Origin of the sequence: Streptomyces acidicola, assembly GCF_009377235.1 — a bacterium.
In the GTDB taxonomy this organism is placed as follows: domain Bacteria; phylum Actinomycetota; class Actinomycetes; order Streptomycetales; family Streptomycetaceae; genus Streptomyces; species Streptomyces acidicola.
The window spans coordinates 1-25,838 of the sequence record NZ_VMNX01000130.1; the positions used below are offsets into that span (position 1 = coordinate 1).

Annotated in this window: 26 protein-coding genes and 1 tRNA gene; 11 read left to right on the forward strand and 16 right to left on the reverse strand. The window is 68.8% G+C overall.

The window, feature by feature from the left end:
- A partial coding sequence (locus tag FPZ41_RS28385) for a helix-turn-helix domain-containing protein (RefSeq protein ID WP_322620841.1) occupies positions 1-247 on the reverse strand: 247 nt, incomplete at its 3' end.
- A 213-nt stretch (positions 248-460) separates the two neighbouring features.
- Here FPZ41_RS28385 and FPZ41_RS28390 point away from each other — a divergent pair.
- From FPZ41_RS28390 to FPZ41_RS28405, 4 genes are all read left to right on the forward strand, one after another.
- Positions 461-1,189 (forward strand): DUF4232 domain-containing protein, encoded by a 729-nt coding sequence (locus FPZ41_RS28390; RefSeq protein WP_152866511.1) that lies wholly within the window; start codon positions 461-463, stop codon positions 1,187-1,189.
- Positions 1,190-1,575: 386 nt separating this feature from the next.
- Positions 1,576-1,803 carry a ferredoxin gene (locus tag FPZ41_RS28395; RefSeq protein WP_152866512.1) on the forward strand — a complete coding sequence of 76 codons (228 nt, stop codon included), beginning with the start codon at positions 1,576-1,578 and terminating at the stop codon, positions 1,801-1,803.
- Complete coding sequence (locus FPZ41_RS28400) at positions 1,793-3,187, forward strand: NAD(P)/FAD-dependent oxidoreductase (protein ID WP_152866513.1); 1,395 nt, start codon at positions 1,793-1,795, stop codon at positions 3,185-3,187. Before FPZ41_RS28395 ends, FPZ41_RS28400 begins: the two co-directional genes overlap by 11 nt.
- Before the next feature lie 39 nt (positions 3,188-3,226).
- Positions 3,227-4,432 carry a cytochrome P450 gene (locus FPZ41_RS28405; protein WP_152866514.1) on the forward strand — a complete coding sequence of 402 codons (1,206 nt, stop codon included), beginning with the start codon at positions 3,227-3,229 and terminating at the stop codon, positions 4,430-4,432.
- 75 nt (positions 4,433-4,507) lie between these two features.
- On the opposite strand, the gene FPZ41_RS28410 is transcribed toward FPZ41_RS28405, so the two are convergent.
- Positions 4,508-5,032 (reverse strand): hypothetical protein, encoded by a 525-nt coding sequence (locus FPZ41_RS28410; RefSeq protein ID WP_152866515.1) that lies wholly within the window; start codon positions 5,030-5,032, stop codon positions 4,508-4,510.
- A gap of 405 nt (positions 5,033-5,437) precedes the next feature.
- Between FPZ41_RS28410 and FPZ41_RS28415 the strand changes: the two genes are divergently transcribed.
- Positions 5,438-6,118 carry a DUF4232 domain-containing protein gene (locus tag FPZ41_RS28415; protein WP_152866516.1) on the forward strand — a complete coding sequence of 227 codons (681 nt, stop codon included), beginning with the start codon at positions 5,438-5,440 and terminating at the stop codon, positions 6,116-6,118.
- 75 nt (positions 6,119-6,193) lie between these two features.
- Here the strand turns inward: FPZ41_RS28415 and map are convergent, their stop codons facing one another.
- Positions 6,194-6,964, reverse strand: coding sequence for a type I methionyl aminopeptidase (gene map, locus FPZ41_RS28420; RefSeq protein WP_152866517.1), 771 nt, complete (start codon positions 6,962-6,964; stop codon positions 6,194-6,196).
- 67 nt (positions 6,965-7,031) lie between these two features.
- Between map and FPZ41_RS28425 the strand changes: the two genes are divergently transcribed.
- Both FPZ41_RS28425 and FPZ41_RS49590 read left to right on the forward strand, forming a co-directional pair.
- Entirely contained in the window at positions 7,032-7,334 is a 303-nt protein-coding gene (locus FPZ41_RS28425; protein WP_152866518.1) for a helix-turn-helix domain-containing protein, read from the forward strand.
- 41 nt (positions 7,335-7,375) lie between these two features.
- Positions 7,376-7,498, forward strand: coding sequence for a hypothetical protein (locus FPZ41_RS49590; protein ID WP_265584262.1), 123 nt, complete (start codon positions 7,376-7,378; stop codon positions 7,496-7,498).
- Here the strand turns inward: FPZ41_RS49590 and FPZ41_RS28430 are convergent, their stop codons facing one another.
- The 4 genes from FPZ41_RS28430 to FPZ41_RS28450 form a co-directional block, all read right to left on the reverse strand.
- Positions 7,499-8,440, reverse strand: a complete 942-nt coding sequence (locus FPZ41_RS28430; protein ID WP_322620842.1) for a peptidoglycan-binding domain-containing protein — start codon at positions 8,438-8,440, stop codon at positions 7,499-7,501. It lies immediately after the preceding gene.
- A gap of 31 nt (positions 8,441-8,471) precedes the next feature.
- Positions 8,472-9,434: a penicillin-insensitive murein endopeptidase gene (locus FPZ41_RS28435; RefSeq protein WP_152866520.1), complete on the reverse strand. Its 963-nt coding sequence runs from the start codon at positions 9,432-9,434 to the stop codon at positions 8,472-8,474.
- Between the two features lie 909 nt (positions 9,435-10,343).
- A complete protein-coding gene (locus FPZ41_RS28445; RefSeq protein WP_152866521.1) occupies positions 10,344-10,883 on the reverse strand; it encodes a hypothetical protein in 540 nt (179 codons plus the stop codon).
- A gap of 138 nt (positions 10,884-11,021) precedes the next feature.
- Complete coding sequence (locus tag FPZ41_RS28450; protein ID WP_152866522.1) at positions 11,022-12,560, reverse strand: alkaline phosphatase; 1,539 nt, start codon at positions 12,558-12,560, stop codon at positions 11,022-11,024.
- A gap of 253 nt (positions 12,561-12,813) precedes the next feature.
- On the opposite strand from FPZ41_RS28450, the gene FPZ41_RS28455 reads away from it, so the two are divergent.
- Positions 12,814-13,668, forward strand: coding sequence for a hypothetical protein (locus FPZ41_RS28455; protein WP_152866523.1), 855 nt, complete (start codon positions 12,814-12,816; stop codon positions 13,666-13,668).
- Positions 13,669-13,900: 232 nt separating this feature from the next.
- Here the strand turns inward: FPZ41_RS28455 and FPZ41_RS28460 are convergent, their stop codons facing one another.
- Positions 13,901-14,674 (reverse strand): polysaccharide deacetylase family protein, encoded by a 774-nt coding sequence (locus FPZ41_RS28460; RefSeq protein ID WP_152866531.1) that lies wholly within the window; start codon positions 14,672-14,674, stop codon positions 13,901-13,903.
- A 461-nt stretch (positions 14,675-15,135) separates the two neighbouring features.
- Complete coding sequence (locus FPZ41_RS28465; RefSeq protein WP_152866524.1) at positions 15,136-17,322, reverse strand: protein kinase domain-containing protein; 2,187 nt, start codon at positions 17,320-17,322, stop codon at positions 15,136-15,138.
- 287 nt (positions 17,323-17,609) lie between these two features.
- Here FPZ41_RS28465 and FPZ41_RS28470 point away from each other — a divergent pair, with 287 nt between their 5' ends.
- Positions 17,610-19,205, forward strand: a complete 1,596-nt coding sequence (locus FPZ41_RS28470) for a hypothetical protein (RefSeq protein WP_152866525.1) — start codon at positions 17,610-17,612, stop codon at positions 19,203-19,205.
- A gap of 165 nt (positions 19,206-19,370) precedes the next feature.
- On the opposite strand, the gene FPZ41_RS49595 is transcribed toward FPZ41_RS28470, so the two are convergent.
- Complete coding sequence (locus FPZ41_RS49595) at positions 19,371-19,499, reverse strand: hypothetical protein (protein ID WP_265584263.1); 129 nt, start codon at positions 19,497-19,499, stop codon at positions 19,371-19,373.
- 274 nt (positions 19,500-19,773) lie between these two features.
- Between FPZ41_RS49595 and FPZ41_RS28475 the strand changes: the two genes are divergently transcribed.
- Complete coding sequence (locus tag FPZ41_RS28475; protein ID WP_152866526.1) at positions 19,774-20,094, forward strand: YciI family protein; 321 nt, start codon at positions 19,774-19,776, stop codon at positions 20,092-20,094.
- A gap of 181 nt (positions 20,095-20,275) precedes the next feature.
- On the opposite strand, the gene FPZ41_RS28480 is transcribed toward FPZ41_RS28475, so the two are convergent.
- The 3 genes from FPZ41_RS28480 to FPZ41_RS28495 form a co-directional block, all read right to left on the reverse strand.
- Positions 20,276-21,061 (reverse strand): SDR family NAD(P)-dependent oxidoreductase, encoded by a 786-nt coding sequence (locus FPZ41_RS28480; protein WP_152866527.1) that lies wholly within the window; start codon positions 21,059-21,061, stop codon positions 20,276-20,278.
- Positions 21,062-21,483: 422 nt separating this feature from the next.
- Entirely contained in the window at positions 21,484-21,999 is a 516-nt protein-coding gene (locus tag FPZ41_RS28490) for a cupin domain-containing protein (protein WP_152866528.1), read from the reverse strand.
- Between the two features lie 528 nt (positions 22,000-22,527).
- A complete protein-coding gene (locus tag FPZ41_RS28495) occupies positions 22,528-22,971 on the reverse strand; it encodes a DUF6640 family protein (RefSeq protein WP_152866529.1) in 444 nt (147 codons plus the stop codon).
- 132 nt (positions 22,972-23,103) lie between these two features.
- On the opposite strand from FPZ41_RS28495, the gene FPZ41_RS28500 reads away from it, so the two are divergent.
- The gene (locus FPZ41_RS28500) at positions 23,104-24,051 is read left to right on the forward strand and encodes an Lrp/AsnC family transcriptional regulator (RefSeq protein WP_322620843.1); all 948 of its coding nucleotides are present in this window, start codon (positions 23,104-23,106) and stop codon (positions 24,049-24,051) included.
- Positions 24,052-24,176: 125 nt separating this feature from the next.
- Here the strand turns inward: FPZ41_RS28500 and FPZ41_RS28505 are convergent, their stop codons facing one another.
- The 3 genes from FPZ41_RS28505 to FPZ41_RS28520 all read right to left on the reverse strand — a co-directional run bounded on the left by FPZ41_RS28505 (position 24,177) and on the right by FPZ41_RS28520 (position 25,703).
- Positions 24,177-24,497: a hypothetical protein gene (locus FPZ41_RS28505; protein ID WP_228023033.1), complete on the reverse strand. Its 321-nt coding sequence runs from the start codon at positions 24,495-24,497 to the stop codon at positions 24,177-24,179.
- Positions 24,494-25,273, reverse strand: a complete 780-nt coding sequence (locus FPZ41_RS28510; RefSeq protein ID WP_322620844.1) for a heavy metal-responsive transcriptional regulator — start codon at positions 25,271-25,273, stop codon at positions 24,494-24,496. Before FPZ41_RS28510 ends, FPZ41_RS28505 begins: the two co-directional genes overlap by 4 nt.
- Before the next feature lie 356 nt (positions 25,274-25,629).
- Positions 25,630-25,703, reverse strand: a tRNA-Gly gene (locus FPZ41_RS28520).
- Positions 25,704-25,838 lie beyond the last annotated feature (135 nt).

A 25,838-nucleotide genomic window follows, 5' to 3' on the forward strand; every position in this document is an offset into this window, starting at 1 on the left:
CCTTCTCCCCCCGCCGGGCATCCGCGAGAACCCACCGCCGATGCAGTTCCACGAGTTCCTCGGGGGTTGCCTTGCACACCCGAGCGAACCGTTCCACGGGCGCGTAGTCCGTCGGTACGGCGTCCCCGTTGACGTACCGGTGAAGCGTGGACGCACTCGTGTGCAGCCGCTTCCCGAGCACCCCGTAACTGAGCCCGGACCGCTCCTTCAACCGGCCCAACAGCTCCGAGAATTCGTCTCCCGCCACTGTTCCGCTCTCTCTCCATGTCCCGGATCCCCGTTCCAGGGGTAGGTCATTCCCCCAGGTCAGAGCTATCGCAAGCGTTCCAGCGTCCCGGATACCGCGGCAGTCGTGGCGGTCGGGACGGATCACCTCACAAGCTTGGGCCATCCAAGCACGCCGCTCCCGGCACCCGGACGAGTGGCCCATGCAACACCCGTACCGCACAAGGGGGATCACATGTCCACACGTACCCGCCGCACCCGCATGTTCGTCGCTGCCGCGCTCGCTGCCACCGCGCTGACGTTGACGGCGTGCGAGAACGGAGAGGGCGTCGTCGACGAGGGGGCATCGTCCGGTTCCGCGTCCACGTCGGCGTCCACGGACTCCAGCTCGTCCTCGTCCAAGGAGAGCGGGGGAACCTCCACCGGTGCGGGCCAGTCCGACTCTGCGGGCTCGACCTCCGAAGGCTCGACGGGCGGCGCGGCCGGTTCAGGCGGCACAACGGGTTCCAAGGGCTCGTCGGGTTCCACGGGCTCCAAGGACTCGGAGCCCACCTCGACCCGCTGCTCCACCACCTCCACCCGGACGACCGCCACGGAGGTCTCCCGCCCCCTGAACCACCTCCTCCTCACCGTCACCAACACCGGCTCGAAGAACTGCGACCTCATCGGCTATCCGGCGGTCCGCTTCGGCGAGGCCCAGTCCGTCCCGCCGGCGTTCGAGGACTCCAAGCCGCAGGCGGTGGTCACGCTGGCCCCTGGCGAGTCGGGCTATGCGAGCGTCCTTCTCTCGTCCGCGGACGGCAGCGGCTCCAACGGCTACACGGCCAAGTCCCTCGCGGTCTACTTCGACAAGGGCGCGAGCGCCGCCGCCAACCCGTCACTCCCCGCGAAGGGCGTGCACGTCGACGACTCGATCCGAGTCTCGTACTGGCAGTCGACCATGGCCGACGCCCTGACCTGGTGACGCACCGGTGAGCGACTGCTGATCACAGCAGACAGCGAGCAGGCCCGGGTCGGATGACCTGGGCCTTCAGCATGGACCGCACGACGAGAAGCTTGGCCGGAATCGGGCGGACGGCCGTTCGGGAGAGCCATCGCGTGTGCACAGGGCCCGCCGTGAATCCCGGCGTCACTTGCCTGCTTCGGGCCCGTTGCTTCGGGCCCGTACCACTCTGAGGAGCTTCCCCTCGTCTCGCGCGAAGCCCGCTCTCCCGGGCGCCGCCCTCGCCTTGCGAGACCTCGGCGGAGGGCTGAAGGTGAAGAAGAGGCATGCCTACCGACCACATGGACCGAACGCAGACGGCTGCGGAGCCCGCGGCTACCGCGGCCCGTGCAGGGAGCGGGTTCCAGATGAGGCTTGTCGTCGATCTCAACCGTTGCCAGGGGTTCGCGCAGTGCGTCTTTCTCGCGCCGGACGTCTTCTCCCTGCATGGCGATGAGGCGCTGCTGTTCTCCCCTCGCTTCGACGAGGCACAACGTGACCGGGTGGAAAAGGCCGCTGCTGCCTGCCCGGTCCAGGCCATCCTTGCCGACTACTCGGATGAGCCGACGAAGCGGGTGGAGCCCCATGTCGGCTGACACGGACGTCGAAGTCCTGCGGCGCCAGGGCCGCATTGTCGTCGTCGGTGCCTCGCTGGCCGGTCTGCGCGCGGCGGAGACCTTGCGCGAGAAGGGCTTCAGGGGGTCGCTGACCATGATCGGTGACGAGCCGTACGAGCCTTACGACCGGCCGCCGCTGTCCAAGCAGGCGTTGCTCGGGCGCGCGCGGCCCGAGGACACGGCGTTGCCACGTCGGCGTGACATCGACGCCGACTGGCGTCTGGGCGTCGCCGCCGCGGCCCTGGACCGGAACGCCAAGCTGGTACGTCTGGCGAACGGCGACACCGTCCCCTACGACCGCCTGCTGATCACGACCGGGACCAGGGCGCGGCCCTGGTTCCACCCGGAGGAGGCCGGGCTGGACGGGGTGTTCGTGCTGCGTACCCGCGGCGACTCCGCACGCCTGTGCCGGAAGCTGGCCGGGGGCGTGTCCCGGGTGCTGGTGATCGGCGCCGGTTTCACGGGCTCCGAAGTCGCCTCGGCCTGCCGGGAGCTGGGCCTTGAGGTCACGGTCGCCGAACGCGGCCCGGCACCGCTGGTGGGCGCGCTCGGCGGAGTGATCGGCGCGGTCGCGGACCGGCTGCAGCGCAGGCACGGAGTCGACCTGCGTTGCGGCATCAGCGTCACTGCCCTGGAGGGCGACGATGTGGGGCGGCTCAGGCGCGCCCATCTGTCCGACGGTTCGGCGATCGACGTGGAGGTGGCGGTCGCCTCGCTCGGTGCCATGCGGAACACGGAATGGCTCGCCGGCTCGGGGGTGGCCGCGGGTTCCCGGGGGGTCGCGTGCGACGCCGGGTGCCGGGTGTTCGACGTCAACGGCATCGTCACCGACGACATCTACGCCGCCGGTGACGTCGCACGCAGCCCCCACCCGCTGTTCGACTACCAGTTCCTGGCGCTGGAGCACTGGGGCAACGCGGTCGAACAGGCCGAGATCGCCGCCCACAACATGATCTGTGCCGGTCCCGAGCGCCGTCCGCACCTGTGGCTGCCGATGTTCTGGTCCTCCCAGTTCGGCGTCAACATCAAGTCGGTGGGTGTCCCCTCGCTGGGCGACCGTCTGGTCGTCGCCCAGGGAACGCTCGCCGAGGAGCGGTTCGTCGCGGTGTACGGGTACCGCGGCCGCGTCATCGCCGCGGCGTCCTTCGACGGAGCCAAGTGGCTGGGGTTCTACGAGCAGCAGATCGCGACCGGCGCGCCCTTCCCGCCGGAGTACCGCACGGTCGACCGCCGCACCGAAGCGCTGGAGCCGGTCGACCCGGACTTCCCGGATCCCCACCTGCCCACCCACGGGGCCACGGTCACGCTGACGGGTCACTCACCGAGCGAGCGGCGTGTCGTGTTCGTTCCGTCGCATGCCTGACCACCGGCCCTGCGCCGCCCGGAGCCCTCAGGAGTCACCATGACGTCCGGCACCATCTCCGCGCAGATCACCGACTACGCCAATCGAGCCGATCCGTACCCGCTCTACGCGGAACTGCGCAAGACACCGGTCCTGCGGGAGGACGACGGCACCTACCTGGTCAGCACCTACTACGAGGTGCGGAACCTGGCCAACGACCCGCGGCTGAGCAACGACACGAGCAACCGCCCATCCGGCTACGCCCGCCCCGGACAGCCGGCGGAGGAGACCGGCCTGCCGCCCGGCTTCATCTTCACCGACCCGCCTGTGCACGACCGGCTGCGCGACACCGTCAACCGGCCGTTCGGTCCCCCGCACAGCCCCAGATTCCTCGACGACCTGCGCGGAGAGCTGACCAAGGTCGTCACCGAACTGCTCGACGCCTTCGAAGGCAAGGACCAGGCCGACATCGTCGAGGACTTCGCCTACCCCCTTCCCGTCACCGCCATCTGCAAGGTCCTCGGCGTCCCGCGCGGGGACGAACCGCTCTTCCACGGCTGGGCCGATGCCCTGGCGTCGTCTCTCGATCCCCACCCCGGCGACGACGGCCAGGAAAAGGGACAGCGGGCGCGCCAGGAGCTGGGCGCGTACCTGTCCGACCTGATCGAGACCAAACGCCGCCACCCCGGCCCCGGGATACTCAGCGCGCTCACCCCCGACATGACACCGGCAGACCTCGCGGCCACCGCGGTGCTGCTCCTGGTCGCCGGCCACGAGACCACCGTCAACGCCATCACCAATACGACCCTCACCCTGCTGCGCCACCCCGACATCCTTGAGCGGTTCCAGAAGGAGCCGGACCTGGCTGTCCCGCTCATCGAGGAAGTGCTGCGGTACGAACCCCCGGTCCAGTTCGTCACGTGGACCACCGCCCTGGCCGACATCGACGTCGCCGGCACCACGATCCCCAAGGGCTCGCCGGTCTGGCTCATGCTGGCCGCGGCCAACCGAGACCCCCGGCGATTCGAGGACCCCGACCGGTTCGATCCCGACCGCGAGGACAACGAGCACCTGGGCTTCTACACCGGCATCCACTACTGCTTCGGCGCCCCGCTCGCCCGAATAGAACTGCATCTGGCCGTGCCCGAACTGTTCCGCCGGGTCAAGTTCTCCGGGCTGCTCGAGGACCCGCCGCCGTACCGTGCCAACGCCGTGCTGCGCGGCCCGCGCCACCTTCCCGTGGCGATCGACGGCCTGACGCCCTGAGCACGTCCACCGTTTGACTGTACGGAACGTGCGGAAGGGCCCGGCGGTGCGCCGCCGGGCCCTGGGTGCGGTGGGTCAGCAGCCGCCGCAGTTGTAGTAGAGGACGTCCCAGTGGTTGCCCTCGTCGGCGTAGATGTTGCCGGCGCCGGACTGGTACTGGGGGGCGCCGTCGCCACGGACGCCGATGTAGGCGAAGTTGCCCTTGATGTAGTTGGTGATGCAGGTGTTCTTGCCGTAGTCGAGCTTGTAGCCGTTCCAGTGGGAGTAGGTGCCGCTGGCGTGGCCGGTCTCGGTGCCGCCGGTGATGTTCAGGCCGCAGCCGGAGGACCGCTTGAGGGTCTGGGCACCCTGAGCGGTGGCGAGGTTGAGCTGCTCGAAGGACGTGCACGTCGCGTTGTTGCGGTTGGAGCAGCCGCCGGACGACGACCAGGTGATGCCGACCGAGCTGAACATCGAGGTGGCGGTCGAGTGGGAGATCTTGGTGACGGCGGCGATCTGGGCACTGTCCTGGGCGGCGAGGGCGTCCCCGGCACCTGCCAGGACGGCGAACCCGGGGGCGACGGTCAGCGCGAGGGCCGTGAGGGCGGAACGGATCTTCATGGCGGGACCTTTCCTGCGGTCGGGCCGTGCTTCTTGTGGGGCTGCTGCGTGGGGGGTGCAGGGAGATGGTGCCTGAGGTCTACGCGTGTCCACCAGAGGGCGAAGGAAGTTGATTGGGCGTCATATCGGCCCGGGGGCCCCGACATGGACGGCACGTTGCTGGCGAGCTGCATGCAGTTGTCATACGAATCGATCAGGCGCCGGTACCCGCTCAGCCGCTCACGGAGGGGCGGGAGTTTCGAGAAGTGTGCAGCCGCCGTCGCCGTGTCACAGGCGCGTGACGGCAGCGTCCTGGACATGAGACGGCGTGAACCAGCAGTCAGGAGTGGCCGTCTTGATGATCGTAAACGCGCGGTACCGAGCAACTGGCGCCCCGCACCTGTCACCCTGGAAGGGAAACCCGTAATGAACCGTCGTCTGCGTACCGCCTTTGCCGTCACTGCCGTGCTCGGCGCGGGCCTGCTGATGACCGCGTGCGGGGGCGGTGACACGCCGTCGGAGTCGGCCGACGCGAAGCCCGGCGCGGCCGCCGACTCGAACTCCTCGGCGGCATCCGGCGAGGGAGGCTCGACGGGGACCAGTGGCGGCGAGGGCGGGGACAAGAGCGGCGGAAGCAGCGGTTCCGACGCTACGAGCAAGTCCGGTGCGGAGGGCGGCGACGCGGCCGGGGACAAGAGCGGCTACGGGCAGAGCTGCGGTACCAACGACATCTCCTGGAGCGTGAGTTCCGAGACCCAGGCCGGCGGCTACTACCTGATCAAGGCCAAGGCCAAGCCCGGCATCACCTGTGTCATTCCCGCCGCGCTGCCGGTCGTGGCCTTCGGCTCGGACGGAACGGCCGCCGGGCCCGCGGAGCAGTCCGCGGGTCAGGAGATCACGCTGCGTGACGGAGTCACCGCCTACGCCGGTGTGAACCCGAAGACCACCAACGAGGACGGCGGCAAGGAGCTGGACAGTCTCATCGTCTCCGTCTCCGACAGCGACCCGAACCCGGTGTCCCTGAAGGTCGGCTCGTTCGTCGTCGACAAGCCGATCGTCACCAGCTGGCACACGTCCGCCGCTGATGCCGTGCCCTTCTCGAGCTGAGGCGTGCCCCTGGCAGGGAGCGACGACGCCCACGCAAGTGGCGCATTGCCGCGGCGGGCCGTTTCACCGAGCCGCTTACTTCGGCAAGGTGAGGATTTCGGCTCCGTCGTCGGTGATGGCGATCGTGTGCTCGCTGTGTGCCGTCCGGCAGCCCGTGGCACTTCGGAGCGTCCACCCGTCGGCATCGGTGACGAGCTTGGCGGTGTCCGCCATGACCCACGGCTCCAGTGCCAGCAGCAGCCCAGGGCGCAGTTTGTATCCACGGCCGGGCCGTCCGGTGTTCGAAACGTGCGGGTCCTGGTGCATCGTTGATCCGATGCCATGACCTCCGAACTCGGTGTTGATCGGGTACCCCGCCTCGCTGAGGACCGTGCCGATGGCATGGGAGATGTCGCCGATCCGGGCCCCGGGCCCGGCAGCGGCGATCCCTGCGGCCAGCGCGCGTTCGGTCGCGCTGATCAGTGCGACGCTCTCCGGGGGCTTGGCGTCGCCCACGATGAAGCTGATGGCAGCGTCCGCTGCGACTCCGCCTGTGGAGACGGCGAGGTCGAGTGTCAGCAGATCGCCGTCGGCGAGCGTGTAGTCGTACGGCCGTCCGTGGAGCACGGCGTCGTTGACGGCCGTGCAGATGTAGTGGCCGAACGGGCCGCGTCCGAAGGACGGCGCGTAGTCGACGTAGCAGGACTGCGCTCCCGCTTCGACGATCATGGCCTTGGCCCACCGGTCGATGTCCAGAAGGCTCGTGCCGATCGTGCTACGGCTCTTCAGCGTCTGCAGGATGTCAGCGACCAGGGCGCCTGTGTCTTTTGCTCGGGCCAGGAGGGTGGGGTTCAGGATCTCGATCATGCGGCGTCCTTCTTGCGCAACCAATAACTATACCGCCCATTACTATACCGGTATTACAATCGGAGTCATGGTCAGGTTGCCGCTCACTCCCGAAGAGGTCGAACGCGGACAGCGCCTCGGCGCCCTCCTACGCCGGGCCAGGGGAGAGCGCTCGATGCTCGACACCGCGCTCGACGCACGTGTCTCACCGGAGACCCTCCGGAAGATCGAGTCGGGCCGCGTGGCCACCCCCGCCTTCCCGACCATCGCGGCGATCGCCGATGTCCTCGGCCTCTCCCTCGATGCGGTGTGGGCCGAGATCAGCCGGCCCGAAGGTGACGTTGAACCGACCAGCTCCGGTCATGACGCACGTGAGCAGCTGACCTCGTAAGTCTCGATCCCGCAGCTGCGTCGGAGGCGTCGGCGAAGGAGGTGAAACGCCACCTCGCCCGGTACGTCGAGAAGGTCCCTGGCAGCGCACTCCTGATGGCGGCGCGCAAGGCGGCGGCCCGGCCGCCGGTCGTACCGGTGGCCGGGCCGCAGGACCGTGGGTGACTACTCCCAGGCGCAGTGGACGTGGTTGCCCTCGTCCAGGGCCTCGGTCGCGCCGTAGGCCTTGCAGGCGCTGACGAAGGTGCCGTTGCTGACGGACATGTTGTCCGCGTCGAACGCGATGCCCTTGTAGTGGTTGGAGTTGCTGGAGTGGTCGCCGCCGGCGATCTCGGTCACCAGGAAGGTGTAGCCCCTCTCGGTGGCCAGCCTCAGCATGCCGTTGAGCATGGCGGTGGAGAGCCAGACCTCCGTCTCACCGACATCGCTGTAGTTGCTGGTCTCGGCGGTGGTGCCGTTCTTGGTGTCGGTGATGTTGGCCTGTGCCGTGGAGTCGTTGTCCACGATGCCGCTGACGTGGTAAGTCAGCAGCGAGATCCTGGAGTTGGCGTCAATGGACGCGGCGAGCTGGGCGCGGGTGCCGCCCCCGCCCCCGCCGCCGCTGCCGGAGCCGCCGACCAGGGCGTTCCAGGTGTTGGGTCCGACGATTCCGTCGGCGGTCAGACCGTGCTTGGACTGGAAGTCCTTGGCGGCGCTGGTGGTTCCGGGGCCGAACGCCCCGTCGACGGCCAGACCGTATCCGTACCGGTTGAGCTGGGTCTGGGCCGCCTTGACGGCGGCTCCGGAGCTGCCGTTCTGGACGGTGACCACCAGCTTCGGCCAGGTCAGCGGTCCGACCGAGCCGTCGGCAGTGAGGCCGACCGCGCTCTGGAACGCCTTGACCTGGGTCTCGGTGCCCGGGCCGAACTGACCGTCGGCGGTGGTGGTGCGGCCGTGCTGGGTGAGCAGGTGCTGAACGGTCGTCACCTGCGCGCCGCTGTCGCCGCGTGCGATGACCGGCCAGGTGGCGGCCGATGCGGTGCTCGGCCCGAGCAGCACGGCGACGAGCGCCGCGAGCACCGTGGCGATGAGCGTGGGAAAGCGTCTGGGCACGATTCGTCCGGACACGGTTCTCCTCGGCTGCGGTCCGGCGACCGGCTCAGACATAGCGGACGTGCAGGTGGTTGTCGTGGTTCGCGTACTGCGTCGTCAGGCCCTCGGCGATGAGCTGGGGGTCGTTGAAGAAGATCAGCGCGACATGGCCGGGGGCCGCGGCCCGGATGGCCTGGACGAGCTGGCGGGTGGCGGCACGGTCGTAGGTGGCGGACTGCCAGGTGATGCGTCCGGCGGTGCACTGGGCCGAGTCGGTGCGGATCGGCCAGATGTCGATGTCGACCCCGACCTGGTGGCTGGCGTGGCCGGGGATGGGCCCGCCGTGCTCCCAGCCCGCGTCGCCCACGGGCACCTTGCCGTTGCCGGTGGAGGCGAAGGAGGTGGCGGCCGCTTCGAGTTGGGCGACGGAGGAGGCGGTGGCCCAGTTCGCGGCGGTGTTGCCGTCCGGGTTCTGGTCGCACATGTTGGCGGAGAAATTGATGAGTTCGTAGTGCCAGACGAGGTTGCGCCAGGTCTCGGGGCCGACGACGCCGTCCGCCGTGATGCCCGCGTGGCTCTGGAAGTTCCGCACCGCCGTGGCGGTTCCGGCCCCGAAGACGCCGTCCACGGCGAGTCCGGCGGAGCGCTTGGCGTTGAGCAGGGACTGGACGGCCTTCACCGCGGGTCCGCTGTCGTTCTGCTGGACGGTGACGACCAGCCGGCCCCAGGTGTTGGGTCCGACGATGCCGTCGGCGGTGAGCCCTTGCGCGCTCTGGAACGCCTTGACCGCGGCGGTCGTCCCGGAGCCGAAGACGCCGTCGGTGGCCACGGTGTGGCCGCGTGCTCCCAGCAGATGCTGGAGGGCGGCGACATCGCTGCCGCGGTTGCCCGAACTCTGTGTGTGGAAGGCGGCGCCCGCGAAGGCGTGGGCGGGTGTTGCCCCCGGCAGCAGCAGGGCGGCGATCAGGGCGAAGAATATGACGGTCCAGGATCCGCGGCGCCGCGGACCGGACGATATGGGCTTGGTCATGCGAACCTCTCGGGTGGGGCCGGGTTCCGTGACGCTTCGTGGGGTCGCGGACCTGGCGGACGAAGCTCAGTGCATGTGGTTGTGCCGGCTCGCTGGTGCGCGGTGACGGTGTGCGCCGCGCCCGGGGGAGTTTTTGCCCCGTGTGACGCGCGTAAACCCGAGTGACAGCTGACGCACTGGGGTTCCCGGACCGCCTCCTCCCGGCGGCGCGTCCGGTACGTGAAGGTCGGCCGGTACGTCCGCATGAGCCGATCCGGCTCCGCGCACCGGACTGCCGAAGGTCGCCTGATGACCAGCAAGAAGGGCAGCCGCCTGCGCGTTGGGGCAGTCCGGCGGTCCGGCAGTACCGGTCCGGGAAGTGGACGGCGTCGTACCTCGCGCCGTCGGTCAGCGGGTCCGCGCGCCCGAGACCTTCGAGAGGAAGACGGACGCTGAGATCCGGCTCTCCCGGGCGGAGGCAGATCTCAGCCGTGATGGCCGGCGCTCTCCCGACACCGGGGCGGGCGACTTTCGTGCGTACGCCGAGAAGCGGGATGAGGAGCGGGAGCTGTCCGTTCGCACGGTGGACCTGTACGAGGACCGCCTTCGGCTCCACATCCTCCCGGCTCCGGGCCGCCATTCGACCTGGACGGGATCACCGCTCCTCGCGTCGCGAGTGGCGGGATTTTCAGCTCCCGCGGTGGCTGGACCACCTCGGGGCTCCGCATCCGGTCCCCCGAGGGTGCCGACGTTGTCGAGAGGCGGCTCGGTCAGGCGGGAACGATGGGCGTTGACCGTTTCCTCGACCGTCTGTCCGGGCCCACAGGTGAGAGCGGTCGGCGACCTGCTCGGCCTGTGGCGCCCCGAGCCGCGCCTCCTCGCCCTTGCCGCTGACCATCCGTCAGGCGCCTGGTCGTACCAGGCGCCCGGCTACTCGTTGACCAGGACGGGTACGGAGACGACGGCGGCTGCCGCGGTGCCGGTGAGCTTGGCGGCGGGTGCCTTGAAGTCGATGCCCTCTCCCGCCGCGCGCGGTCCGTCGTGGTGATGGCCGCCGTCCGCGTCCTGTCCCTCCTCCTGGTACTCGAAGCTCCCGGTGCCTACGAGGCGGCCCTCGGCGTCGTAATAGGCGGCACGCAACTCCAGCGCGAGCACATCGCTGACGTCAGAGGTAATGGCCAGATGGCCGCTGACGGCGGACTCGCCGGTGAGTGAGAGACCCGTGAGACGGACGCGGTCGGTGAACGGGCCCTCCTCGATACGTACCTCACCCCGCCTGGGCGGCGCCGGGAGCGTCGCGGCCGGGGAGGGCGCGGAACGGGGAGGGGGCAGGGCGGCGGCAGAGGTGCCGGCGGCGAGTGGCTCGGCCTCGCGGTCCTTGGCGGCCGGGGAACTGCTGCAGCCCGTAAGAGAGGCCAGGGCGAGGGCGCCCAGAGCGGCGGCCGTCGTGAGGCGGATCGGGTGTCTCATCGGACGTACTCCTGGGATACGGATCAATCCTGGCCGGCCTGACTGTTCCCGGGCCGGGAGGGTGTCTCAGGCCGGGAGGGCGTCCGGGGCCGGGAAAGGCAACCCCCTCCCGGCCCCGGACGCGTTACTCGGTCATGGTCAGTGACCGCGGGGCGCGTTGCCGAACAGCGAGCGGTACATCTTGGTGTAGAGCTCGGTGTTGTCCTGGCTGGCGGCGAAGGCGCCGCTGCCCGGACCGTACGCGTAGATCGGCACATCGGCACCCGTGTGGTTGCCGGACAGGTAGGTCAGCCAGAGGCTGGCGTCCTCGCTGCCGTCCTTCACACCGGCCGGGTCGTCGGGGGTGCGGAATGTGGCCGGGCCGAAGTTCTTGGCATCGCCGGAGCCGGAGCCGGAGCCCGTGCCGTTGACGATGCCGCTGGAGCGGGCCGGGTCCTTCACGTTGGCCGAGGACGAGCGCGCGGGCACGGAGTTGTTGGCCGTGTTGCCCGAGTCGTTGTTGGCCGGCGGGGCCGCCGCCTCGGCGTTGGTGAAGGTGCCCTTCTCGATGATGTTGAAGCCGGCGCACTCGTGGTCCGCCGTCACGACGACGAGGGTGTGGCCGTCCTTCTTCGCGAAGTCGGTGGCTGCCTTGACCGCGTCGTCGAACGCCTTGATCTCACCGAGGGTCTGCGCCGCGTCGTTGGCGTGCGAGCGCTTGTCGATCAGGGCGCCCTCGACCTGGAGCACGAAGCCCTTCTTGGACCGGCCGTCGAGCAGCGAGATCGACTTCCTGGTCAGCTCGGCGAGCGTCGGCTCCTGCTTCTGCGGGGCGTCGGCGGGCAGTTCCGCCTTCGACTTCTCGACGGTCATGTTCCCACGGTTGAACAGCCCTACGACCTTGCCGCTCTTGACCTTGTCGAGGTCGGCCTTGGTCGCGGACTTCTGGCTCTCGGCGGTCTGGGCGGGCAGCGCCACGTCGCCGAAGCTGCCGAGCACCTGGTAACCCTGCGCCTGCAGCGCCTTCTGGTCGTCCGGCGCGAAACGGGCGAGGCCGCCGCCGAAGATCACGTCGGCGGTGCCGTTGCGGGCGATCTGCTGCGCGATCGGCGTGATCAGGGTCTTGTCAGCGGGCTTGTCCTCATAGGAACCGTCGTCCTTCTTCGGCAGGCAGGCCGCGTCGGAGTAGACCGGGCCCTGGCAGCCGCGCAGCAGAGCGTGGCTCATCTGGGCGGCCGGGGTGGCGTCGGTGATCTCGGCGGTGGACACGTTGCCGGTGGCGAAGCCCGACTTCTTGGCCTGCTCCATCAGCGTCGGCAGCTTCTTCTCGTACGAGTCGACGCCGATGGCCGCGTTGTACGTCTTCACGCCGGAGGACCACGCGGTGGCCGCGCTGGCGGAGTCGGTGACCAGCGCCGGGTGGTCGCTGCCCTTCTCAACGGCGGACGTCGCCACCGCGCCATAGCTCGGCAGCCGCTCCATGTTCAGCTTGCCGTCGGCGCCGTAGAAGCGCTCGCGGCCGGCGGTGACATGGGTACGGCCCATGCCGTCGCCGAGCAGGTAGATGACATTGCGGATCTCGGGCTTCTTACCCTGATCCCCTTGCTGGGGAGCGGAGTTGGCGGTCGCCGTCGCGGCAGCGGCCAGAGCGCCGGTGACGGCGAGGACCGTCAGAATCTTCGTTGGTCTGCTACGCATTGCGGAGTGCTCTCCTTGGACGCTGGACGCTGGACGATCAGCGTTCACAGCCCTTGTCCCGGCCGTGAACGCACCGGGACGGGCCGGGCCGGGCAACCGTAGGAGCCGGAGGTGAACGTGCCACCACCACCGCGCGGCGACCCAGCACTGAAGCCTTCCTCAAAACTTTACCTATTGCGCAAGTGGGTAACCTGTTTACGGTCGGTCATCCTCGTGCCGACACACGCCATGGAACCGCATTCGGGGGCAGCATATGAACCGCTCTGATCGCCTCAGGCCGGAGGACAAGCGCGACTACGAGCGCGTACTCGACCGGGCGTTGAGGTCCCCGCGGGTCCGCGAGGCGCTGGAGCGCGCCGACGCGGTGGTCAACACGGAGCAGCTACGGACCAAGGCGCTCGGGGCCCGCGCCACGATCACGGCCGCGGCGCTCCCCGAGTACCGCCTCTATCTCCGTCTGCGCACCGACGCCGAACGGCCTGCCAAGACGCCCGGCGTCTCTCCGGGCGGGAACGGCGCAGACAGCGTACGGAGCGGCGACGGGTCGGAGCGCTCTGGCGGGTCAAGTCAGGGATTACTGGGCGCGGTTGGCCTGTTGCTCCCCGCACTGGCCGTCATGGCCGCGATCGCGTTCCTCGTGGTCGGCTACGCCCTGGGCCTCGTCAACTCCCACTCACAGTTGGCAGAAGGACTGGTGACCGCGGGCTGGATCGCCGCGTCCGTCGCGGTGCTCGCCGCGCTGCTCGGTCTCGTTGGCATGCTGGTCACCGCGAGCCGTAACCGCGCCATCGCCTACGCCGACCACGCCTGCGACACGGACCCGGCCGTGGCGGCGGCCCGCGAGACCTGGCACCGGGCACTGCTGGACCGCGGCATACAGCCCTTCCTGCTCGACCGGCTCCGGGCGAACAGTGCCGGCACGGGCGAGGGCACCCCCACGGGCGCGAGCCCCGATACCGAAGCGGATCCAAATCCGGGCTTCTCCTCTCCCGGCTACAGCAGCCCGGACTTCACGGGTTCTCCCGACTTCACCAGCCCCGACTTCACCAGCCCCGACTTCACGAGTCCCGACTTCACCGGCCCTGCCAAGCACGGGACGCAGGAGTAACGCAGAGGCCGCCGGTCACGGGGTCGTCAAAGTGGCGGGGGAGACGTTCAGGTCCGGGCCACCAGCGATGGTCCCCGTCGGCCAGTCCTCGGAGAAGGCGGCGCTGATCCATCAGCTCTTTGATCCAGCTCGAAGGCACCCTCTTCCACCGCCGTGCGCAGACGGGTGAGCGCCGGAGCGCGCCTGAAGTTTGTCCTGGACCTCGAACGCCGGGACCGACCAGGGCCGGGGCTCAGCGCACCGGGAAGCCGGAGGAGTAGCCCTGTTCCCTGAGCCAGGGGAGGATCCGGCGCAGGGCCTCGACGGTCTGGGAACGGTCGCCGCCCGCGTCGTGGAAGAGGAGCGTCGGCCCGTTGGGCAGCTCCCGCTCGACGGTGGCGACGATGGCGTCCGTGCCCGGTCGTTCGAAGTCCTTGGTGTCCACGTTCCAGCCCAGCGGGCGCATGCCCCGGGAGGCGGCCAGCTTGCGGCTGTAGGGGGTGAAGGCCCCGCCCGGCGCCCGGTAGTACATCGGCCGTACGCCCCCGGACGCCTCGGTGATCATGCGCTCGGCGTCGAGGATCTGCTGCGACTGGTAGGCCTGGGACTTCTTGTCCATGGCGGTGTCGTGCGACACCGAGTGGTTGCACAGTTGGTGCCCGGCCGCGACCACCTTCTTCACGAGGTCCGGGTGGGCCTGCGCTTGCGTCCCCACCATGCAGAACGTGGCCTTCACCTCGTGCTCCCGCAGCAAGTCGAGCACTTGAGGGGTCCATGCGGGGTCGGGGCCGTCGTCGATGGTGATGTTGACGCCGCGCGCCCCCTTGTCCGAGGCGTGCGCGATGGTCACGTCCACCGGCTTGACATCACTGCCCGGCGTGGCCGACGCGGTGGCCTTTGGCGACGGGCCGTCCACGGCACCGGCCTGCGCGGTCCACACCGAGGCACCGGTGGCGAGCAACGTCACCCCGAGCGCCGCCCCGACCAGCTTGCCGTACCAGCCCCGCCTGCCGCCGTGCTGTGCCATGTCCGCCCCGCTTTCGCGCAGTTCCTCGCCTGTCCCGGTCACCTTGCGACCACCTGGCAGGACGAGGGGCGGCGACCCCTGGATGCGTCCGTTACTGATCACGGACAATCCCGGGGGAGTTCGCGGACAACTCGGCGATCAGCCGCCGGAACCGTATCGGTGGCGCGCCAACGGGTTCAGCGCCTCACCCTGGAAGAGCCGGTCGGCCGGCCTCCGCCGCCGGGACGTCGACCTCGACAACCTGCGCATCCGCATCAGCATCCGCATCCGGCTCGCCGAGCCGGGCCCGGATGGGCTGTTCTTCGTCGGCGGGTGGAACTCTGGTTCGCCTTGCAGGGCTACCGGGCGAGGCACCGCACAGGGCGCCCCTGAAGTCGACGTTCTCCGCAGCGAGCTGTCGTGCTCCGGGTCCGTACTGCTCACGCCTGATCCGCACGGTGCACGGCGATGGCCTCAGCCGGTCAGGTGGGTCCGTCCGGGCTCCAGGAGAAGGCCGTGTCGCCGGCCATCGCCACGATCGCGTCCTTGACGAGCAGCACTTGCGGCGGGTAGTTCTCCGCTTTGTCCCCGGGGTCGTCCAGTGCGGAGGTGCGCCAGACCTCCGCTCCGGTGCGGCTGTCCAGTGCCAGCAGACGGCCGAAGCGGTTGGAGAAATAGACCCGCTTGTACGTCGCTGACACCGCGGGCGCGGACAGGTTCTCCACGTCCGTCATCTTCTGCCAGAGTTGTTTGCCGCTGTCCGCCGACACCGCGGTGACCGACCCGTTGGACCGGACGAAGTAGACGATGCCGTCCACAAGGGTGGCCGCGCCGGTCAGCGGACGTGCCAGCGGTATCCGTTTGACCTGCCCGGTTTCCGAGGCCACCCGCAGCAGCGCGTTGTACGGCCGTTCGTACCCGGCTTCGTACACGTCCTTCGCGGTCTGGGGGGCGAGGAACAGGGGTTGCCCGCCGACAGCGCCGAGCGCTTCCGCCTTCTTGGGCAGTGTGGCGGTTTCGGTCAGACTGCCGGGTCCGAGCTTCATCAGCTCGACCGGGGCCTGGCCGGGCTCGGTGCCCTTCGAGCACAGGGCGTAGGGGACGCCTCCCAGCGCCGACGGAGTGCAGTACTCGTCCAGCGAGGGCGCCCGCCACAGTTCCTTGCCGGAAGGCCCGTAGGCCACGAACGTCGAGTAGTCGGGAGACAGGGTCAGCAGTCCGCCGTCGTACAGGACCGCATCCTCGGACTTGTTGATGTCGCGTTGCCACCGCCGGTGCCCGGTAGTGGCGTCGAGGGCCACCACGCGCCTGGCCGTGTCGTCCGGATCCTCGTACATGTAGACCAGCCCGTCGCGGACGCCGATCGGCTGCACCCCCTGAGGGCGGGTACCGGTCCGCCACAGGGTGCGACCGGAGGCCGCGTCGATCCTGGCGGCCGTGAAGCCGTTACCGCCGCAGAACAGGGAGCTTCCCTCCGCCACGCATCCAGGGCTGTTGTAGTCGAGAGGAATGCCCTTCACGTCGTACCGGAGCTTCTTCTGCCACGGCCGCCAGCCGTCGGGCAGTGACGCGGCACGGGCGGTGGCGTCGGGGGCGGTGGTCTCGGAGACGGTGGTGGGGTCCGGAGCGGACACGAAGACACTCACCCCGATACCCAGCCCGGTGACGGCCAGCGCCGCACCCAGGCCGGTGAGCAGCATCCGTACTCGGCGTCGCTTGCCGGTGCCGGTGCCGGTGCCGGTCGCGGCGTCCGAGGAGGTGGTGGCCGCGGCGCCCGAGGAGGTGGTGGCCGCGCTCCGAGGAGTGGGGCGGCCCCGGAGTTTCGCGGACTGCCCGGTCTTCGGGGACCCGATGGCGTCGGATTCCGGCAGCGCCTGGAGCATGCGGTGTATGTCCGTCAGTTCCGGCCGTGCGGCCGGGTCCTTGTCCAGGCAGCGCTCGACAATGCCCAGGAGCGCTTCGGGCACCCCGTCGAGGTCCGGGGGCCCGTACACCACCTGATAGCCGGTTATGTACGGGCTGTCGGCGTCGAAGGGTCCCGTGCCGACGGCCGCGAACACCAGCAGTGACCCCAGCGAGAACACGTCCGAGGCGGGGGTGACGTCTCGGGGAGAAGCCACTTGTTCCGGCGACATGAAGGGCGGCGTGCCGATCATGCGCCCGGTCGTGGTGAGTCTCTGGTTGTCAGAAGCGCGCGATATGCCGAAGTCGATGACGCGCGGACCGTCCCCGGTCATCAGGACGTTGCCCGGTTTGAGGTCCCGGTGCACCAGGCCCGCCCGGTGGATGTCGCGCAGCGCCTCGGTGAGCCCCAGCCCCAGCGCGCGCAGTTCCCGCAGGCTCAGCGGGCCGTCCTTCGCCACGACTTCGGCAAGGCTGAGCCCCGGCACGTAGAGCGTCGCCATCCACGGCCGGTCGGCGTCCGGGTCGGCGTCCACGACAGGCGCGGTGAAGGCGCCGCTCACTCTGCGCGCTGCCGCGATCTCCTGCCGGAAGCGCGTCCGGAACTCCTCCTCCTGGGCATACGGCCCGTGCACGAGCTTGACCGCGACCTGCCGTCCCGAGGCGGAGACTCCCAGATAGACGACTCCCATGCCGCCCGCCCCGAGCCGGCCGAGAAGGGTGTACCCGCCTATGGACTCCGGGTCCCCGGTGCTCAGGGGCGTCATTGCCGATCGTCCTTCCCAGCGCCTGTCTACCTCACGGGGATCAGAGTAGGCCCTGCCGCCCCGGAAACGGAGCCGCGCATATCACGCAACGGTCGTCGGCAAGAGGAGGTCGCGGCCGGGCTGCGCCCTCCACGCGGGTGACACTGGACGGCAGCCGCGGTAACCGTGCTCTGGAGAACGCTTCCCGCGAACCGTGACGGCCCCGACGTTCGCGAGTACAACCATTGAGCCGGTGCAGGAGTCAGGGACGCGGTAGATCCACAAGCACACATCCGACGGGGGAATCCTTGAGAGAGATCACGGCTGCGGTGGGCACAACGGCCATCGCGGTCCTTGCCTCCACACTGATCGCCGCGCCGGCCGCGCAGGCGGCCGACGTCGATCTCCAGTCGCGTACCTCGACCGAGGTGAAGGACGGCAAGATTCACGCCGTCTACGAGTCCTACGACGACGTACGCCCAGAGGACGTCCGCATCCGTGTCCGGCAGAAGGGCAGCGACCAAGTCCTCGTCACTGTCCGGCTCGCCGGCACCGACCAGTGCGCCCCCGAGAGCGACTGCTGGGACATGACGTTCCTTTCCGAGCCGGTCACGCTCCCCGAGATGGGCGTCTACACCATGGACGTCGTGGTCCGGGAGGGCCAGCCGGGCGAGCTCGTCGACCGTGACAACGGCGAACTCAACTACGCACTCGATCCTCATCTGACGGTCACCAGCGACCGTCAGTGGATCTCCTACGACAACTTCCGCATCAAAGCGTCCGGCACCCTCGTGGCCGAGGACCCGCACACGCACGAGGTCAAGCCGTTCGCAGGAGCCGGGCTCTACTACCGCAGCCGCGCGATGCACTCCGAGGGCTGGCTGCGGACGAACGACAAGGGGAGCTTCACCAAGCCCCTGACCTTCTCCGAGTACAGCACCGACACCCAGGTCGAGTTCATGTTCGACGCGGAGAACGAGACGCTCACCCTGCCGTTCCGCAGGCAGGAACTGAAACTGAAGGTGGACGCGCCCCAGAGCACCGTCAACGCCCCGTACGGGAGCGACGTTCCCGTAAAGGGCAAGCTCACCCGTATCGCCGATGACGGTACGGAGAAGCCGATGCCCGGCCACAGCATCGAGATCGGCAGCCAGAAGAGCGTGCCGACCCGGGACGACGGAACCTTCTCCGACAAGTTCACCGTCAAGCAGGGCGGCACGGTGAAGATCGCGCCCAGCAGATCCGGCTGGTTCAACACGCCGCCGACGCACTCCTTCGCGGTCGCCACGCCTGTGAAGACGAGCACGTTCTCGTCGCTGAAGGCCAGTGCGGACAAGTACCGGAAGGTCACCTTCACCGGCAAACTGGACGTCACGGCTGGTTCGTACCCCGCAGGTACGACGGCCGCCATCACCATCGAGCACTCCACGGACGGCCGGACCTGGTCGAATGTCGGCACCTTCACCGCGCAGTACGGCGCCACCTTCACCCAGTCCCCGGCCAAGAAGGGCTCGACCAGTAGCTACTGGCGCCTGCGCCACACGAACGCGGGCCTGACCAGCACGGCCTTCAAGCTCGGCCGCAAGTCCACCCAGCTCTACAACGACGACGTCACGCCCGAGGGCGTGCGCAAGGGCACGCTGATCACGGCCAAGGGCGGCCTGATGCAGCAGAGCGGCACTTCCTGGAAGGTGTTCCCCGGCCAAACGGTCCGTATCTACTTCAAGGCTTCCACGAGCGGCGCCACGTGGAAGCAACTGGGCACTGCCACGACCCGGACCGACGGCACCTTCAGCAAGAAGTTCACCGCGCAGCAGGACGGCACCTGGCAGATGCGCTACATCGACACGCCGAGCACCCACTACGCGGACTACGGACGGGAGGACTTCGTCGACGTCCGCTAGGCGCGCAGTGATGGACGTCGGCCCCGACGGCAAGAACTGACTGTCGGCTTCGGGGCCTGCCTGCTCAGCGAGTTGCACAACACACGTGCGCTGAACTGCGATCCGGGTCCGGGACGCTCCTGCGAGCGGACCCTGCCAGCGCGCGAAGTCTCACTTGGTGGCTGGTCAGCGTGGGGCGATCCAAGGGTTCGACGGTGTGAGTCCCCAGGCCGCGCGGATGTCGTCGAGCAGGATGCGGGCGCTGAAGGGGGAGACGGCCAATTCTTGGCGGGCCTCCAGGAGAAGTACGCGCAAGCCGATGCCTCTTGCCACAGGGGCAGGGTGTCGCCGTCCAGCGGGTTGCCCTCCGGGCTGGTGGCGGTGTGCGGCAGTATCGGGACGGGGTTGTCGGCCAGGTACTGGATGCGGGTCCGGGCCTCCATCTCGGTGGCGTCCTCGTCTGAGAGCGCCAGCAAGAGGAACCGCAGCCGTCGTCCTGGGCGCGGAGGTCGGCGAGTCGTTGTGCCGGACGATAGGGAAGTTCTGATGAAGTGCATTCCAGCGGCAGGCCCTGGACGGTGGTGCGATCATGATCTGGTACCTGGTGATCAGGCGCAGCGAGCGCCCGGTGATGGAGTCACAGCGAACGCTCGAGGAGCATCTGGCCTGGATGCGTGGCCAGCACGAACGGGGTAGCGTGCTGATCTCCGGACCTGGCTCGGACGGCACGATGGGGCTGTACGTGGCGCGTGCACGTTCCCGTTCAGACGCAGAAGCCATCGCGCAGAGCGATCCCCTGGTACGCGATGGTCAGGCAACGATCGAGATCATCGAGTGGCATGTCCACCAGATGCTCGGTATCGGCCCTTTCGACATCGACGCTCTGCAACGCGTCGAAGGTGGCGCGTGATCGCGTGTCAGGAGCCGTCGGCGTGCGGGGCCGGGGTTGGTGACAGCGGCCATCCCAGCTGGGCACTGACAGTTAGTGAGTGCGTAGCCTACGAGCGCCTTCGTGAACCCGCTGCACACAGCCACAGGCCACCTGATGACCTCCGCTCGTCAAGGCCGCATGCCGCATCATCCCAACTCCATTAGAAGAAGCCGCCGTCGATGGGCAGGGTGCGGCCTGTCATGTAGGCGGCGTCGTCGGAGGCAAGGAAGGCGTAGCCGGCGGCAATCTCCTCGGGTTGCGCCAGACGGCCGAGCGCGCCGTGTACTGCGACCCACTGGTCCAGGGGCATGGTGCTCCTCAACTGAGGGTGCTGGTAGAGGGCACCGGCTTCAGCGGCCATGTCGGTGGCGGTACCGCCGGGGGCGATGGCGTTGATGGTGATGTCGCGCCGGCCGAGTTCGGCGGACAGGTTGAGGACCATCGCCTCCACGGCTGCTTTGGATGCGGCGTACAGGGCGTGGTGGAACACTGCGCGGGAGGCGCTGATGGAGGAGGTGACCACGATCCTGCCGCCTGCGCCCATGTGGGCGGCGGCGTACTGGGTGGCGAACAGCTGGCCGCGGATGTTGACCGCGAAGACGCGGTCGAAGTCGGCTGGGGTGATGTTCTCCAGAGCGTCGAAGTGCTCGATGCCCGCGCAGGATGCCAGGACGTCGAGCTGTCCGAACTCGGCTACGGCCCGCTCGATCAGTGCCCTGGTCTGGTCGGGGTCGGCGACGTCGGCACGCAGTGCGAGGGCGCGGCGGCCGTCCGCGGTGAGTGCGGAGACGAGGGCCTGCGCCGCTTCCTGGTTGCTCCGGTAGCCAATCACGACGGTGGCACCCTCCACGGCCAGCCGCGTGGCGACCGCAGCGCCGATGCCCCGGCTGCCGCCGGTCACCACGGCGACCTTGCCCTCGAAGCGTGAGCTGTGCACTGCTGTCATGAGGCGCCTTCCTTCCGTTGCGAGGATGTGCCGGTGGTCATGGGCCGGGTGGGCCGCCGTGAGAGCTCATCGTCTCCGGCACTTGCGAGGGCCTTGCCGCCGCCCACGCCCGCGGCAAGGTTGGCGGCCGGCCCACCGTCGTCAACGCGGACATCATCCGAGCCGCCCGCGACATGCTCCCCAACCCCGAGCACTCGATCACCCCGATCGCCAAGCTCCTCGGCGTCAGCCCCGGCACCCTCTACGACCACATCCCCGACCTGCGCGAACTGCGCGCCAGACGCATCCCGGCCCAACTTGGCCGACATCGAGCACCCTCTCGCAGAACGTCCGCGCCCAGGGCCTGTGCCGCTCCCGCTACCGCGGTCTGGGGGTGCACAGCGCCATAGTGGTAGCGAACGACCTGGAACCTGGAACACCGCTCAGCCGCGCGACCACTTCTGCTGGGCCCACGGGAGGTTGGCCGGCGCAACCCAGTAGTTGTTGAAGAACCTCACAACCTGCGTGGAGTCCCACGCATCCAGCCCGGGCGGGGGCAACTCGCGGCGCTCCGCCGGCCGGGAGCACCCCAGAATGGCCTGCTCGAATCCGGCCGGGGTGTAGTAGTTGAGGCAGTGACAGACTTCCGTCCCAGTTACCTTGAACTCGTGCACGACGTTCCGTGGGAGGTGGCCCAGGCTACCCGGCCCGAGGACGACTTCCTGCCCGCCGATGACGGCTGTCATCTCGCCGGACATGACGTAAAACGCCTCGTCCTCGAACGGGTGGATGTGCGGAGGTGGGCCGGACCCGACCGGCATGAACTGTTCGATGACGGAGTACTCGCCGTTGGTGTCCTCACCGCTGGCCAAAACCAGCCACAGGATATCAAGCAGCCATCGCGCGGGGGCGTCGTCTCTGCTATGGGCAAAGGGATTGCCAGATACGATCAGATCCATGGCGATGACCTCCAGGAGCTGTGAAAGCGCAACTTTGCTCCGGGATAGTGGACTGCTCCGACCAGCCACTTGTTCGCCGGGTCCGCCTGCTTGCCCGATGGTTCAGGCTGGCTGCAATAAGCATCACGCACAGGCGGGCGCACAATTACCCGGCCTGGTGAGCTGCTGGTTCGGCCTGCGGATTACCTTCAAATCCCGCTGGCAATACGCTACCGCAGCTGCATGAGCGCTTCTACTGGAACCTATTGTCGGCAGGGGCGACCGTCGGTAGCCGCCACGTGCCTTACGGGATGCGTCGTGCTGTGCGTCCATGGAAGCGTGACCAGTGCAGGTGGCGCTCGTCACTCCGATGACGGGTCACGATGACGAGGTGCCCGATCCAACCGGTAGATCTCCGGGACGCTGAGGGGTACAAGGTCGTCCGTGTTGTCTGCGTGCCCTTTTTCACTCCTCCACCGCCCACCTCGCGGTAGCGACCTTGACGAGGTCTTTCAGCCGGGAAGCGGTCGGCCCGTAGCAGGCGTAGTACTAGCTATAGCTATAGCTAAGCCAGTCAGATTCTCGCGCGAGACGCCGACTCTCCAGGCCGTAAGCCAGAACGTTCAGTGCCAGTGAGACGCTCGCGACGACGGTCTGCGGGCCAAGGGCGGACGCGGCCCCTGGCCTGTCGAACAGGGCTGTTCCCGGGAAGAGGGTTGCCGACAATTGCGTGATCCAGTAAACGGACGCGGCGGCGGTGCTGACCTGCAGGCGCTCCCGGGTCCAGGGGCCGCGGCGCCCCCACAGCACGTAAAGGCCGGCCATGCCCACCGCAGTGCCCATGCTCATGGTCTGAGCGTTGTGGAACTTGGCGTGCGGCGGCCAGTCGGGGTTGTAGATGTGGGTCTCGTTCCAGTCGAAGAAGTAGCTCCCATACGCCGTCACGAGAGAGGTCAGGGTCAGCAATATCTTTCCCGGGCTGATCCTGGTCATGGAAGTCTCCTTGAGTGGATGGTAAGGAGCTGAGTTCTCCGTAGCTTGGAACGCATTTATGCTCGGCCTGGGCGGGCCCAGCACCCAGCCGGCCGGTCGTAAGTGGCGATTTTCGACGTAAGCAGGCCTGTAGTGGCGATATCCGTGACGTTCGACGAGCTCGATCTCAAGATCATCCATGCGCTGCAGGTGGACGGGAGGGCACCCTTCAGCAAGATCGCCGGCGTGCTCGGAGTGTCCGACCAGACTGTGGCCCGCCGCTACGCCTCCCTGCGCTCGGCCAAGAAGATCCGTGTGACCGGCCGCACCGACCCGGCGCGAGTAGGCGAGGTCGCATGGTTCGTCCGGGTCCGGTGCACTCCCGACGCGGCCCGGGCTATCGGCGAAACGCTTGCCCGCCGGCCGGACACCTCATGGGTGAAACTGACATCCGGCGGCACTGAGATCGTCGCCATCGTGCGGGCGCCCACCAGCCACGACAGTGAGACACTCCTGCTGGGAAAGCTGCCCCGTACCCCGCGCGTGATCAACGTAAGCGCCAACTGCCTGCTTCACGTGTTCTTCGGGGGACCACAGGGCTTCATCAACGCACTGTCCTCCGAGCAGGTAGCCCAGTTGGAGTCCCCACGCGCCGCGGGCGGACCACAAGTTGACCTGGACGACGGTGACAAGCAGTTGCTGGCCCTGCTTCAGCGCGATGGCCGCACGGATGTCACCGCGCTGGCCACGGCCACCGGCCGGCCCGCGACCACCCTGCGGCGCCACCTCGCTGACCTGAGGGCAAGCGGGGTCCTCTACTTCGACGTCGACTTTGACTACCGCAGCCTCGGCATGGCCAACCAGACCATGCTCTGGCTGTCGGTGGCCCCGGACCACATGGTCGCAGCCGGCCAGGCTCTGGCCGCCCATCCCGAGGTCCCGTTCACCGCCGCCACCACCGGATCCACGAACCTCTTCGCGAGCGTGCTGTGCCCGGACCCCAGCGCCCTGTACACCTATCTCACCACCAAAGTCGCGACCCTTCCTTCAGTCCAGCGCATGGAAACGACCCCGGTCATCCAGACGCTCAAGAACCTCTAGCCTCAATACCGGACGGCCTTGGCCTCTGGGCGAGTGGCTCCGCTTCATGCTGTGCCGGCCGCCACGTGGTGGCCGCGCGTGCCATCCTCACAGGCCGCTCTACGCGGTCTGCCCGCGGTTCCCGTTCAGAGGGCCGCCTTGCTGTCGTCCGTATCCTGCGGCAGGCCGACGGTCGGCATGCCGAGGTCGGCTCGTGCCGGGACCGTGCGGCAGGCCGTCGTCCGGCGCCGCCGTCGTACGACCAGGACGCCGATTCCGGCGGCTACGGCCAGCACCGCAAGGACGGGCATCCACAGGGCTCCGATCGCGGAGGTGACGCCAATGCCGCCGAGAACAGCCAGGAGCGGGCCCGCGCAGCACACCGCGCAGGCGACGACTGCGGCCGCGCCGGCGCCGAAGGCGCTCCAGGGCCGCGAGGGGCGGGACGATGGGGGCGTGGTGGTCATGCGGTCGCTCCGAACAGGTCGGCCGGCACCCCGGCGGCGGACTCGGGCGCCCGCACATCCAGCTGGAGACCGGTCGGGGTCAGGTGCAGGGTGAAGTCGAAGAACGCGCAGCAGCCCTGCTCCGCAGAGGCGAGGGCCGCGACCTCACCGGCGAGCTCGGCGCCGACCGGGAAGGACAGTCGTACGCCGTCTCCGATCTCCTCGCGCCGCTCGGCCTTGGCGACGAGCGTCCGCCACTGCTCGGTGCGCTCGCCCAGCTCGACGCCGCCCAGTGTGCAGGCCACCGGCACGTCCCGCCACGCCTCCGTGTCTGATCCGGAGGTGCGGCCGGTCGGCGAGAGCGTCACTGGCACGGGCCCGGGCGCCGGAGCGCCGGCCGGGGAGCAGCCGCAGTCCGGGCCGCACGCCCCTGCGGGAGCGGGGCCCGACAACTCGGCGTGAACACCGGCAAGGTGAGCGGAGAAAGCCCGCAGCTCGGCGATCCGGCCGTCGGTCTCCGCGATCCGGTCCGCGACCAGCGGCAGCATCCGCGCCCGTACGGAGGCGCACACCCCTTCCTCCCGGACGTCCAGCAGCTCGCGGATCTCCTCCAGGGCCAGGCCCAGCGTCTTGGCCGAGGAGATGAAGGCCAGACGCTCTACCGCGTCCTCGCCGTACACGCGGTACCCGGACGGTGTGCGGTCGGCGGGCAGCAGACCGGCGTCCTCGTAGAAGCGCAGCGTCGTGGCCGGGGTGCCGGAGCGTTCGGCCAGCTGCGAGATGCGGTAGGTCGTCACACCGCCGACGGTAAACCTTCAACCCGACTCGAAGGTCAAGCCCACTCCGGCCGTTGTTCCGGGTGCTGCCCGTAACGCGTTGCTGGCGGACACCGTCCCGGCGAAGGCTCACGGACGGGCCTGATCTAGCAGCACTCCGACGACGAGCGGCAGCGCGAGGTGGCGGCCGAGCTCGACGAGTTGGTGCGAGCCGAGCGTGCAAAGCACCACAAGGACGACGGCCGCAACCGCGCGCACCACAAGCAGAAGTCCACCGGAAAGCGAGCCGAGTCCTTATGGTGCGGTTGTGGTGCGTCGCCCGTCCACCGGTCTAGACAACAAAAGAACCCCCGGGTCTCTGACCTGGGGGTTTCACATGGAGCGGGTGACGAGAATCGAACTCGCGCTCTCAGCTTGGGAAGCTGATGTTCTACCATTAAACTACACCCGCGTAAGACGCCGACCGAGAGAGGCGGTGTCGGAACGCTCGGTCACTCTACCTCATGTCGGGCCCCCGGTGCTGAAGCCGAGGGGTCCTTCAGTGTTTCGGAGAGGTGGACGGGGCTGCGTCGGGCGGGAGTTGGGG

Excerpts from the sequence above, each read along its gene's own strand:
- FPZ41_RS28390 (WP_152866511.1), top strand. The coding sequence starts at position 461 with ATGTCCACACGTACCCGCCGCACCCGCATGTTCGTCGCTGCCGCGCTC.
- FPZ41_RS28395 (WP_152866512.1), top strand. The coding sequence starts at position 1,576 with ATGAGGCTTGTCGTCGATCTCAACCGTTGCCAGGGGTTCGCGCAGTGC.
- FPZ41_RS28400 (WP_152866513.1), top strand. The coding sequence starts at position 1,793 with ATGTCGGCTGACACGGACGTCGAAGTCCTGCGGCGCCAGGGCCGCATT.
- FPZ41_RS28405 (WP_152866514.1), top strand. The coding sequence starts at position 3,227 with ATGACGTCCGGCACCATCTCCGCGCAGATCACCGACTACGCCAATCGA.
- FPZ41_RS28410 (WP_152866515.1), bottom strand. The coding sequence starts at position 5,032 with ATGAAGATCCGTTCCGCCCTCACGGCCCTCGCGCTGACCGTCGCCCCC.
- FPZ41_RS28415 (WP_152866516.1), top strand. The coding sequence starts at position 5,438 with ATGAACCGTCGTCTGCGTACCGCCTTTGCCGTCACTGCCGTGCTCGGC.
- map (WP_152866517.1), bottom strand. The coding sequence starts at position 6,964 with ATGATCGAGATCCTGAACCCCACCCTCCTGGCCCGAGCAAAAGACACA.
- FPZ41_RS28425 (WP_152866518.1), top strand. The coding sequence starts at position 7,032 with ATGGTCAGGTTGCCGCTCACTCCCGAAGAGGTCGAACGCGGACAGCGC.
- FPZ41_RS28435 (WP_152866520.1), bottom strand. The coding sequence starts at position 9,434 with ATGACCAAGCCCATATCGTCCGGTCCGCGGCGCCGCGGATCCTGGACC.
- FPZ41_RS28445 (WP_152866521.1), bottom strand. The coding sequence starts at position 10,883 with ATGAGACACCCGATCCGCCTCACGACGGCCGCCGCTCTGGGCGCCCTC.
- FPZ41_RS28450 (WP_152866522.1), bottom strand. The coding sequence starts at position 12,560 with ATGCGTAGCAGACCAACGAAGATTCTGACGGTCCTCGCCGTCACCGGC.
- FPZ41_RS28455 (WP_152866523.1), top strand. The coding sequence starts at position 12,814 with ATGAACCGCTCTGATCGCCTCAGGCCGGAGGACAAGCGCGACTACGAG.
- FPZ41_RS28460 (WP_152866531.1), bottom strand. The coding sequence starts at position 14,674 with ATGGCACAGCACGGCGGCAGGCGGGGCTGGTACGGCAAGCTGGTCGGG.
- FPZ41_RS28465 (WP_152866524.1), bottom strand. The coding sequence starts at position 17,322 with ATGACGCCCCTGAGCACCGGGGACCCGGAGTCCATAGGCGGGTACACC.
- FPZ41_RS28475 (WP_152866526.1), top strand. The coding sequence starts at position 19,774 with ATGATCTGGTACCTGGTGATCAGGCGCAGCGAGCGCCCGGTGATGGAG.
- FPZ41_RS28480 (WP_152866527.1), bottom strand. The coding sequence starts at position 21,061 with ATGACAGCAGTGCACAGCTCACGCTTCGAGGGCAAGGTCGCCGTGGTG.
- FPZ41_RS28490 (WP_152866528.1), bottom strand. The coding sequence starts at position 21,999 with ATGGATCTGATCGTATCTGGCAATCCCTTTGCCCATAGCAGAGACGAC.
- FPZ41_RS28495 (WP_152866529.1), bottom strand. The coding sequence starts at position 22,971 with ATGACCAGGATCAGCCCGGGAAAGATATTGCTGACCCTGACCTCTCTC.
- FPZ41_RS28505 (WP_228023033.1), bottom strand. The coding sequence starts at position 24,497 with ATGACCACCACGCCCCCATCGTCCCGCCCCTCGCGGCCCTGGAGCGCC.